The 11,893-nt window shown below is 40.5% G+C and carries 7 protein-coding genes; 6 read left to right on the top strand and 1 reads right to left on the bottom strand.

Annotated features, from left to right (window positions below):
* Positions 1 to 3,252, top strand: a 3,252-nt coding sequence (locus ACOVO2_RS05525; RefSeq protein WP_421769002.1) for a PVC-type heme-binding CxxCH protein, incomplete at its 5' end; no start/stop codon positions are given.
* A 325-nt stretch (positions 3,253 to 3,577) separates the two neighbouring features.
* Here ACOVO2_RS05525 and ACOVO2_RS05530 read toward each other — a convergent pair.
* Positions 3,578 to 6,721, bottom strand: coding sequence for a S41 family peptidase (locus ACOVO2_RS05530; protein ID WP_421769003.1), 3,144 nt, complete (start codon positions 6,719 to 6,721; stop codon positions 3,578 to 3,580).
* A gap of 387 nt (positions 6,722 to 7,108) precedes the next feature.
* Between ACOVO2_RS05530 and ACOVO2_RS05535 the strand changes: the two genes are divergently transcribed.
* From ACOVO2_RS05535 to ACOVO2_RS05555, 5 genes are all read left to right on the top strand, one after another.
* Positions 7,109 to 9,004 carry a pectinesterase family protein gene (locus ACOVO2_RS05535; protein ID WP_421769004.1) on the top strand — a complete coding sequence of 632 codons (1,896 nt, stop codon included), beginning with the start codon at positions 7,109 to 7,111 and terminating at the stop codon, positions 9,002 to 9,004.
* A gap of 71 nt (positions 9,005 to 9,075) precedes the next feature.
* Positions 9,076 to 9,441, top strand: coding sequence for a cupin domain-containing protein (locus ACOVO2_RS05540; protein WP_421769005.1), 366 nt, complete (start codon positions 9,076 to 9,078; stop codon positions 9,439 to 9,441).
* A 25-nt stretch (positions 9,442 to 9,466) separates the two neighbouring features.
* Complete coding sequence (locus ACOVO2_RS05545) at positions 9,467 to 10,648, top strand: alpha/beta hydrolase family protein (protein ID WP_421769006.1); 1,182 nt, start codon at positions 9,467 to 9,469, stop codon at positions 10,646 to 10,648.
* Position 10,649: 1 nt separating this feature from the next.
* A complete protein-coding gene (locus ACOVO2_RS05550) occupies positions 10,650 to 11,105 on the top strand; it encodes an SRPBCC family protein (RefSeq protein ID WP_421769007.1) in 456 nt (151 codons plus the stop codon).
* A partial coding sequence (locus ACOVO2_RS05555; RefSeq protein WP_421769008.1) for a 2-oxo acid dehydrogenase subunit E2 occupies positions 11,102 to 11,893 on the top strand: 792 nt, incomplete at its 3' end. The genes ACOVO2_RS05550 and ACOVO2_RS05555, both read left to right, overlap by 4 nt.

Below are 11,893 nucleotides of genomic sequence, written 5' to 3' on the forward strand. Positions count from 1 at the left end.
ATCATGAAAGATTTGGGAACGATTCGAGTATTTGATGAAACGTATTTGCACAGCCAATTACAGCCCGACAACAACGTTTTACAAACTCGTGAAATAAAAGCCGACCAAACAAAAGACCGCCCCGATGCCAAAACTGAGCCTTATACTTGGACTCGCAGCTATGGCAAAGGTCGAGTTTTCTACACGGCTTACGGCCATGACGAAAGAACTTGGACAAACGCAAATTTCCAAAAACTACTCGAAAATGGTATCCTTTGGGCAGTAAACGACGAAGCTCGTGCCGCACACGCAGCACTGAATCCGAAACCATTTGAATACCGTGCAGCAAAATTGCCTAACTACGAAAAACGTCCAGGTGAACAACTACAGCAATTGGCCCTTACGCCCGAAGAATCAATGAAGCACATTCAAGTACCTGCCGATTTTGATTTGAGTTTGTTTGCTGCCGAACCAAACGTAATGCACCCGATTGCGATGAGTTGGGACGAAAAAGGACGCTTGTATGTACTAATCACAAAAGATTACCCGAACGAACGCAAGGAATCGGGCGGGAGCGATTATATTTTGATTTGTGAAGACACCAACAAAGATGGCAAAGCTGATAAATTCACTCGTTTTGCCGAAGGTTTGAGCATTCCGACCGGAATGGTGTTTGCCAATGGTGGTTTGATTGTTTCGCAAGCACCACACATGTTGTTTTTGAAAGATACGGATGGTGACGATAAAGCCGACGAAAAGAAAATTTTGTTTACAGGTTTCGGAACTGGCGATACACACGCTGGGCCATCGAACTTGCACTACGGTTTCGATAACTGGATTTGGGGTTGCGTAGGTTATTCGGGTTTCAACGGAAAATTGGCCGAAGGCGATTCATTAAAGTTTGGACAAGCATTTTTCCGCTTCAAGCCAGATGGCTCGAAAATGGAATGGACGACCAGCACTTCAAATAATACTTGGGGCATGGGCTTCAACGAAGCGGGTGATGTATTTGGCTCAACGGCCAACAACTCACACGGTTGGTACATGGCCATTCCGCACCAAAACTTCTTGAATCCAGGTTTTAATGGTGATAATGGAAGTCGTAGAACAGATACCCACAAAGACATGAAACCTATCACCGAAAAGGTTCGTCAGGTGGATGTTTTTGGTGGTTTTACGGCGGCAGCTGGACATAATTTCTACACGGCTCGTGCTTTCCCGAAAAATTATTGGAATCAGATTGCATTTGTTGCCGAACCAACGGGACACATTTTGCACCAAAACATGATGGTGAAAAAAGGAACTAACTATGAAGATAAAGAATCGTTCAACCTCATGGCGGGTGCTGATGAGTGGTTTTCGCCTGTTTTTGCCGAAGTTGGTCCAGATGGAGCAGTTTGGGTAGCCGATTGGTACAGCTACATCATTCAGCACAATCCAACGCCACAAGGTTTCTCCAATGGTCAAGGAAATGCTTACGATACAGATTTGAGAGATTTCACACACGGACGTATTTACCGTGTTGGCTACAAAAATGCTCCTGCTTATCAGCCAATTACTCTTAGCAAAAACGATAAAGATGGTTTGTTAAAAGCTCTCAAAAACGATAATATGTTTTGGAGAAACCATGCTCAACGCCTTTTGGTAGAGCGTGGAAACACCGACGTTGTGCCCGCTTTGATTGCTCTCGTAAACGACCCATCGGTTGATGAACTTGGACTAAATACAGCGGCCATTCATGCCCTTTGGGCATTGAAAGGCTTAGGTGCGATTGATAAAAATCCTGCAGCATTGCAAGCAGCCATTGGAGCATTGAAACACCAATCTTGGGCTGTTCGTAAGAATGCCGTGCAGGTTTTACCAACCAATGCAAAGTCGGTTGATGTTATCTTGAAAAACAATTTATTGAACGATAAAGAACCTTTGGTTATCTTAAATAGTGTTTTGGCACTCAACCAAATGCCACTCACACCAGCAGCCGAAAAAGCAATTTTAACTCGCATCGACCAAGCAACAGAGGCCACCGACCGCTGGCTTCCAGATGCGTTTGCTACCGCTTTGACGAGCCACAAATCGGTTTTATTGAAAAAACACTTACGTAATCTTGCTTCAACTCCTAAACCAGCAGCAATGTCGCACGACCATTCGATGATGAATCACGGTGCTGCAATGACTGAAACTAAGACCACAACTGCGGCAGAAACAACTTCGCAAGGTGTAGATTTAGTGATTACAAATGTGCGTACCGAACCAGCTTCTCCGTTTGTGCGTGAAGGCATGAGATATTTTGTAGAAGTAAAAAACAACGGAACGGATTCATTGAAAAAAGGACAAGTTGCTTCTCTTAAAATTGATATTACGGGAGTAGGACAAAAATCAACGGTTTGGAGTAAAGTGCATACTTCGGGCATTGCACCAAACGAAACCGTGACGATTAGCAAAAACACCAATGGCCCTTGGTCAGGAGATTTTGGTTACTCAACCGATTTGGCAGGTGAATATACTTTTACGGTGATGGTTGATGAAGAAAACAAAATTGCTGAAGGCAACGAAAGAAACAACACTTTCGTGAAAAAAGTAACCTACCAACAAGCACAAAAACTCAGCACTTTTGCACTCGAAAGAGCGGCTCGTAGTTATGCTTCGGTTTCAGCTCCTGATTCAATTGTTGCTCTTTTGAAATTGTGGGATAAACTACCAAGCACCGAAAATGCAGCTTTATTAAAAGGTTTATCAAGCGGTTGGAATCCTCGTAAAAAAGGAACAGTAAATGCTGCTAATCAAGAATTTATGGCAAGCCTAAGCAGTAAATTGAGCGATGATAATTTGACAAGAATCAATAAGTTGATGCAGGCTTGGAACTTGAAAAACTCGGCCAGCGAAGCAGAAAAAGATGCCATCGTTATCAACATAAAGACTGTGGTAGAAGCAATGAAATTTGATAAAAAAGAGTTTTCAGTACCAGCAGGCAAAACCATCATTTTGGTTCTCGAAAACCCCGATGCCATGCAACATAATTTGGTAATTGGTAAGCCAAAAAGCCTTGAAATCATCGGAAATGCTGCCAATAAAATGATTACGCAGAAAGATGCAGTTGAGAAAAACTACGTTCCTGCTATTCCGCAAGTATTATTTTCAACGCCACTCGTGAATGCAGGTGAAACCTATCGTTTGAAGTTTACTGCCCCAACCCAAGTTGGTGATTATCCATTTGTGTGTACTTTCCCAGGTCACTGGAGTATCATGAATGGTGTGATGAAAGTAGTGAAGTAATTTTTTACCACGGAGGCACGGATTACACGAATTAGCACAGATTTTCTGTGTAAATCTATGTAATCCGTGCCTCCGTGGTAATTTTTTATCTGTGTTACAAACCTTTCAAAATCTCCTCAATCGCTTTATCCAATTGTGGGTCTTTATCTTCGAGGCGGTGATTATCCATTTGTGTGTACTTTCCCAGGTCACTGGAGTATCATGAATGGCGTGATGAAAGTAGTGAAGTAGGTTTTTACCACGGAGGCACAGATTACACGAATTAGCACAGATTTTCTGTGTAAATCTATGTAATCCGTGCCTCCGTGGTAATTTTTTATCTGTGTTACAAACCTTTCAAAATCTCCTCAATCGCTTTATCCAACTGAGGGTCTTTATCTTCGAGGCGGTCTTTGAATGTTTGTTTTATGTAAACATCTGGTTTTACCCCTTCACGTTCGATATTCTGTCCATCAAGCGTATAGCAGCCCCACGCAGGTAAACGATAAAACGAGCCATCAACCAAGCCTTTGCCTGAAGTAAAGATAATCCAACGATAAGTTTCAGTGCCAATAATTTTGCCAAGTTGGAGTTGTTTAAATCCTGCCGCTGTCATTTCCGCATCACTCAACGATTGCTCATTGATTAGCAAAACCAAAGGTTTGGCAGCAGGAGCAAAATTTGGCTGGATTGTGAATTGACCTTCACGATATTTCCATTTCAAGTACGGCTTTTGAGCCAAGAAATTCAAGACCAAATCGTGTACATTTCCACCTGTATTATAGCGTAAATCGAAAATCAAACCTTCACGATTATAAGCTTCGGAAGTCATATCAATCAGAAATTTCTCCAATTCTTCATTTCCCATATTACGCATGTGAGCGTAAGCGATTCGTTTTTTACTTTTTGCATCTACATAATTTTGGTTCCACTGAATCCATTCATCATATAAATTACTCACCAAAGCCCCCGAACTCTGTGGGTGAATCTTGACAGCAAACGAACTATCTTTTCGAGCAAATGTGAGTTCAATTTCATCATCCATCGAAGGTTTTTGGAAGTAAAAATCACGGTTTTGCTTTGTATCAATGCTTTCTCCGTTTACTTTCGTCAGTACATCTCCCGCCAAAATTCCTTTGCCTGTTTTATCAGCTGCCGACTTTCTCACAATGTATTTTACTTTGTATGGATTTTCTTCTTCAAACATAATTCCCGTGGCCATTGTAGTGGTTTTGTAGAAAATACTTTCCTCAGCACCATTGCTCGAAAATCCAGTGTGCGACGCATTCAATTCGCCCAACATATCGTTTTGCATCGTACGGAAATCCGCACGAGTATTGATGTATGGTAAAAACGCCTCGTATTTCTTTTTGATAGCCACCCAATTGACGTTATTGAAGGTTTCGTTGTAGAAATTCTCCTCGACATTAGCCCAAGTTTCGTAGAACATTTGCTTAAATTCATTCGCAAAATCTCTTCGGAACGTAAAACTCACATCTACTTTATCAACTTTATTTCCATCTAAATTGAGCTTACAAATCGTGCCGTTTATCAACGCATAATATTTGCCATCGGCTTGCACAATATTGGTAGTTGAAGCATCTGCACCCTCTATTTTTTCAGTTTTATTAGGCGTAAAAGGCTCAATGGTTGTCTTGTAAAGATTATTTTTACCATCTATGTGGTCGGATGGGTAAATCACAAAAGTTTTGGTATCTTTTTGAAACACAATTGGCGAATCGGCCGCTCCATTGCTTGGACTAACTGCCTCCATTCGCTCCATCAAACCTTCCATATCAATTACCATCGGCTCGATTTTCTTTGGTTTGGTCGAATCTGCTTTTGCTTTATCATCAGTTTTTTTCTCGGCAGGTTTAAATAAATCATTGAATTTATCCGACTTAAACGGTGCTTCGATTTTGCTCAATGGCAAACGATAAATTCGCTCTTTGTCAAGGCCAAATGGATAACTGGCTTTAGTGCGATTGGAAGCAAAATAAAGATATTTTCCATCAGGTGACCAATAAGGAGTTTCTTCAGTTATTCCTGTATTTGTGAGGTTGATAGTCTCATTTTTTAGTAAATTATGGAGAAAAAGCTCACCTTCAAAGTTCTTTTTGGCCATAAACACCACATATTCATCATTGGGCGAAATATACGGTTTAGAGTTCTGAAAGCCCCAAATTTCTTCTTTGGCGATTGTTTTTGTGGTAAAAGCCTTTAAATCAATCGTTTTTATTTCATCTCTTCCGCTCAAAAACACGCCCAAAGTTCGGTCTTTGTTAAGTGTCAAATCTCGATTATTTTTTAAATCATTGGTCAATTGTTTTTCTGCACCTTTACCATCGGCCGCAATCGAAAACCAATTCTGATAACCATTAACGGTCTGATTAAAAACCAAAGTCTTGCTATCGGCCAACCATTTCACTTCCAAAACTCGACCATCGGCTCTCGTGTTGAGTTGTTTCACAAACTTGCCTTCGAGGTCAGAAACAAATAACTGTCCACGTGAACTAAAAGCCATTTTTTTGCCATCGGGAGCAACATCAAACTCTACGATGCTTCCTTTTACATTAAAATCTTGTGCTTTGGGCAAAGTAAAATTTCTGTTCAGTGTGAGCTGCAAAGCCTGCGTTTTTTTGCTCGAAACATCATATAAAAACAACTGATAATCTTTCTCGAAAACGACTTTTTCGCCATTGGCACTCACTTGCGGACGTTTGATAGCTTCCTTAAAGTTAGTCAACGAAGTCTTTTTCGTACCGTCGAATGTGTAGAGATTATATTCACCATTTCCTTCATCGGATACAAAGTAGATTTTTCCAGAGCGGTCAATCGTCGTCCAGAAGTCTTTCCCATTATACTCAGTGTAGCGTTTATAAGCTTTTGTTTTGAGATTATACGATTGAATATCAGGGTTAAATTCACCTTTGTAGCCTTTTCGATAAGCTTGATTATCGCTTTCCCAAGTATCATTAAAGAACAATTCTCCCGAACTCGGATGCTCAGCCACGTTATGAATTCGATTGAAAAAATGCTTAAAAACCCTCGTTGGGGTTCCACCATTTAGTCCAATTTTGTAGGTTGTTCCGCCATTATAAGCACTTGATGTAAGATAAATACTTTGCGAATCCCACGACCAAGATTCTACCAAATCGGCCGCATCGTGGTAAGTTAGCTGACGAATATTGCCACCCTCCAAAGGCATCACATATACATCGTTATTGCCGTATTGCACGCCCGAAAACGCAACCCATTTTCCATCGGGCGAAATACGTGGGCGAGTTTCGTTGCCAGTCATGGCCGTTAGTCGAGTGGCTATTTTAGAGGCTAAATCAGCCTTCCAAATATCACCTTCATAGCAGAAAACCACAGTTTTAGCATCGGGACTGATGCTCGGATAAGAAGCAAAATAGAGGTCGTTGGTTTGAGCAAAGGCATGATACGCCCCCAATGCCCAAGCACCCAAAAGTAAAAGAGCTTTTTTCATGGTGAGATAATTTGTTGATTGATTTTTAGGTTAAACTCATTTAAATTGTATATAATTTACCTTTACCCTGAAAGGGTTTTAGCGATTTAAGGTAAGGTTTTGCCCTACCATGCGTGTAAGTACCTAATTTCTAAGCACTGAAAGTGCGAAAAAAGTGATTACGAAACTTGCTTAGCCCTTTTTCTTAGTTTATAATCGATAGGGCGATCCCCTATCTTAATTTCTTGAAGCCCTTTCAGGGCAAAAATTGAAATTGAAAGTTAAGGAAAAAGATTTTCATGGAAAAGGGGAATCAGACGAATAATAAAAATCACACTACATGAAGGCATATTTCGAGGCGTTTACGATATTTGTAATTTAAGCCTTTTTATCAGCCTACCTCATCAAATGAAACGATTTTCGAGTATTTTCTTAATTTATTTATTACTTTTCAGTACAAAAATCTACGCCCAAGCTCTCAAAGTTCAGCACGATTTGGTAGTAGCCAAAGATGGCAGTGGAGATTTCCGCTACATTCAAGATGCTATTAATGCCGTGCGGGTATATTTGCCAAAACCAATTACGATTAAAATTAAAAAAGGTATTTATAAAGAAAAACTCGAAGTTTATAGCACTCTTACAAACATCACTTTTATGGGCGAAAGCCTTGATAGCACCATCATTAGCTATGATGATTTTTCGGGAAAAGGCAAAATGGAAACCTTCGATTCGTACACCTTAAAAGTGTTGGGAAATGATATTAAATTCAAGAACCTTACCATCGAAAATACCGCAGGAAGAGTTGGGCAAGCCGTTGCTTTGCACGTAGAGGGCGACCGCTGTGTATTTGAAAACTGTAAGTTTTTGGGAAACCAAGATACAATTTTTGCTTCGGGCGAAAACGCCAGACAATATTTCTCGAAATGCTACATCGAAGGTACAGTCGATTTTATTTTCGGGTCGTCAACGGCTTTGTTTGAAAATTGTCATATTCACTCCAAAACCGATGGTTACGTTACGGCCGCTTCTACGCCAAAATGGGTGGCTTATGGCTACGTTTTCAAAGATTGTAAACTAACGGCCGATAAAGCGGCTACGAAAGTTTATTTAGGCAGACCGTGGCGAGATTTTGCCAAAACTGTTTTCATCAACTGCGAAATGGACAGCCATATTTTGCCCGAAGGCTGGAATAATTGGGGCAGGCCAGAAACCGAAAAAAGCACTTTCTATGCCGAGTTTGGCTCAAAGGGAACAGGGGCAAATACACAAAATAGAGTAAAATGGTCGCACCAACTGAGTGAAAAAGAAGTACAGCAATACACTAGAGAAGAGGTTTTCTCAGGAAAATTACAGACTCAATACCAAGATTTTTGGAGTAAAACGCCTTCTTTGAAAGGCATCACGAATGTTCGAGATACTTCTTATAGTAATTATAGTGCATTGAAAAATAGTTTAAAAACGCACCCAAATGCCACTTTAGTGCCAGAAAAAACACCAGAAAATGTAATTGAAGAACGAAACATCATTTTTGCCAACACAGGTACGAGAGATTTACAACTCGATGCTTTTTATCCAAAAACTAAATCTAAAAAACTTCGTCCTGCGATTTTAATTATTCATGGTGGTGGTTGGCGTACGGGTAATCGTTCGCAACATATTCCATTGGCTCAACGCTTGGCAGCTTTGGGTTATGCAACCTTCACGGCCGAATATCGCCTTTCGACCGAAGCCCTCTACCCTGCTGGCGTACATGATTTGAAGGCAGCAGTAAGGTGGATTCGAGCCAATGCCAAGAAATACGGAATTGATACCAATAAAATTGCCAGCGTAGGTTTTTCGGCGGGTGGGCAACTTTCAGCACTCCTCGGAAATACGAATAATTTAACAAAATTTGAAGGAAACATTGGTGATTTGAAACATTCGAGCAAAATAAACGCCATCGTAGATATTGATGGAATTTTGGCATATATTCACCCAGAATCGGGCGAGGGCGATGACCGAAAAAGCACTTCGGCTGCTACTTATTGGTTTGGATTTAGCAAAGAAGAAAACCCCGAACTTTGGCACGAAGCATCGGCACTGACGCACGCAGGCAAAAATACGCCTCCTACCCTTTTCTTGAATAGTTCGGTTGATAGAATGCACGCTGGCCGTGACGATTACCGTAAGAAATTAGATGCGTTTGGCATTTATTCAGAAGTTCATACTTTTGAGAATTCCCCGCACTCGTTCTGTTTACTCTCGCCGTGGTTTGACCCCACGGTTGAGTTTATTGATACGTTTTTAAAGAAAGTTTTAAAGTAGTACAATTCTCCGAATCGTTAATTTCTCAAACAAAAACATAAGCACAATTTAGAAAATTGTGTTCCGAAATCATGATACAATTTAACAAAACCTTAGTAACCGACGACGAACTTCCGTGGGAAGTGGTTGACCCAAAAATCAAACGTAAAATCATGTCTTACAACGAAGACATCATGCTCGTAAAAGTAGCTTTCGAGAAAGGCGGCATCGGCACTACGCACAAGCATCCTCATTTGCAAATCAGCTATGTAGCCAGTGGTTCATTTGAAATTACAGTCGATGGCGAAAGCAAGGTTCTGAAAGAAGGCGATGTTTATTTTATTCCTTCAAATGTACTTCACGGAGCAGTTTGTCTGGAAGATGGTGTTTTGATTGATGTTTTCAACCCGATGCGTGAGGATTTTGTACCCCCAGCGGCAGCGGCCGACCGCCCCTAAAGATGAGTTTAAATAACCAAAAACTATGAAAACATCTATTCAAACCCTTACACTTTTATTAATAGCTCAACTAAGTTTTGCCCAGTATAACCCCGAAAAGCCCGACCTTTGTCAAGGTAAATTCTTTACGGAGGAAGATGCAAAGAACCTACACGCTGATTTTGCGAAGCGATATTCTGATAAAAAATCTTGGCAAAAACACGCCCAAGAAATCAGACAGGGAATTTTAGATGGGGCAGAATTGAGTAATTATGAATTCAAGAAACCGACAAATATCGTTATTCACAGTAAAAAAGATTTGAATGGGTATTCGGTCGAAAATGTATCATTTCAGAGTATTGAAGGCATTTATGTAACAGGAAATCTGTATCGGCCTGCGGAATCTAACGGTTTGCCGCCCAAAGGTAAAACTGCGGGAATTTTATGTCCGCACGGGCATGGTCCCGACCCACGTTTTGCCGCTTACACGCAGCAGCGTTGTGCTACCCTCGCCCGCATGGGAGCAACAGTTTTTGCTTATGATATGATTGGCGTGGGCGACTCGAAACAATCTATTCATAAAATTGAAAAAGCTCTCAAACTACAAATTATCAACAGCAAAGCAGCTCTTGATTTCTTGCTTGGCTTACCCAATATTGATAAAAATCGCATCGGTATGACAGGTGAGTCGGGCGGAGGAACACAGACTTTTATTCTTTCGGCTATCGACGACCGCATTAAGGTTTCCGTACCCGTTGTGATGGTTTCGGGATATTTCTTCGGTGGTTGTGTTTGTGAAAGCGGAATGCCTATTCATAAACGCCCAACGCATCAAACAACCAATGTAGAAATTGCCGCTACATTTGCCCCCAAACCTATGCTTTTGATTTCAGATGGAGGAGATTGGACTGTTAACACACCTACAATGGAATATCCGTATATCAAAAATGTTTATTCGTTTTTTGGGGCGGCCGATAAAGTAGAAAATGTGCATCTTGCCAACGAAAAGCACGATTATGGTCCTTCAAAACGCCAAGCCGCTTATCTTTTTTTGGCAAAATATTTAAAACTCGACCTTCAGAAAGTAATGGTAGATGGAAAAATAGACGAAAGTGCCAATAAGGTTTTAAGCCAAACCGAACTACAAGTTTTCGATGAAAAACACCCACGCCCAGCTAATGCCGTGATGGGCGATGCAGAAGTGATGGCTCTTTTAGAAAAGAAATAAAATGGCAAATAAAACAATCCTTTTAAATCATTCTTTCGATGGAAAAATTGAGGCAGTCTATGATTATATCCTCGACTTCAAAAAGTTTGGAGAGATTCATCCATACATGAAAGAGGTTACAGAACTCTCTAAAATCGAGCCAAATAGCACCAATTATGAAGTAAAGGAAGAAGCCCTTTTATTAGGTTTCTTGAAAACGAAGCCTATTTATGAAGTTGAAGTAATCGAACTTGAAGCACAGAAACACGTTCGATATTTCAGCCACATCAAAGGTGCGATTTTACTAAATATTGACTTTATTTTTCCTGAAAATGATTCAAAAACTAATTTTGATTTAACTGAACGAGTCGAAATAAAAGGAAATCCTTTACTAATTGCTTATTTTGCGTCAATTTTGAAAAAAGCTCATTTGCAGACATTTGAGAATTTGAGAAAGAAACTAAAAACGAGCAAATGAAAGAAAACAACCCATTGAATACTTCTTGGCGAAAGACCGCCTCAACGATATACAAAAAACCTGTTGACTCAAAAATCTTTGGCTCGGTCGAGATTGATATTACTGATTTAGAAAAATACATTACCGACAAACGTAAATCTGGCGTAAAAATCACACTTACACACTTTTTTTTGGTAGCTACGGCTCGGGCAATTAAAGAAATTCCAGAACTCAATACTTATGTAAAAAGAGGAAATATTTATTCGCACGAAGCAATCAATGCCACTGTGAGTGTGCTTTTGCAAAGCGGAGAAATGGGCTCGGTAAAAATGCTGAATGCTGATAAACTGACCCTTACAGAGTCAGCTGTAAAACTGAAAGAAGAGATCCAGAAAACTTACAAAGGCGATGAAAACGCCACCATGCAAATGAAAGAAAAACTGGCGGCTATTCCGTGGCCTTTCCGTGGGTGGGTTTACCAGTCAATCAAATATATTACTACCACACTTGGCATTTCTATTCCTCTGCTGGGGCTTTCGGCCAATAATTTTGGTTCGTTTATTTTATCAAATATCGGTAGCATTGGTTTGGACATTGGCTATCCTGCTTTGATGCCTTCGGCCAATATTGCATTTGTTTTGATTTTAGGCGGAGTGACCAAAAAACCGTGGGTTGTGAATGACGAAATCGTACCTCGAAGTATTCTGATGCTCGGTGCGGCTCTCGACCATCGGGTCATTGATGCCTCGCACGGTGGCAAATTATTTAAACTACTGAAAAGATTTGTTAATAATCCTGAGTTATTGGAG

This window comes from Emticicia sp. (assembly GCF_049241225.1).
GTDB lineage: Bacteria > Bacteroidota > Bacteroidia > Cytophagales > Spirosomataceae > Emticicia.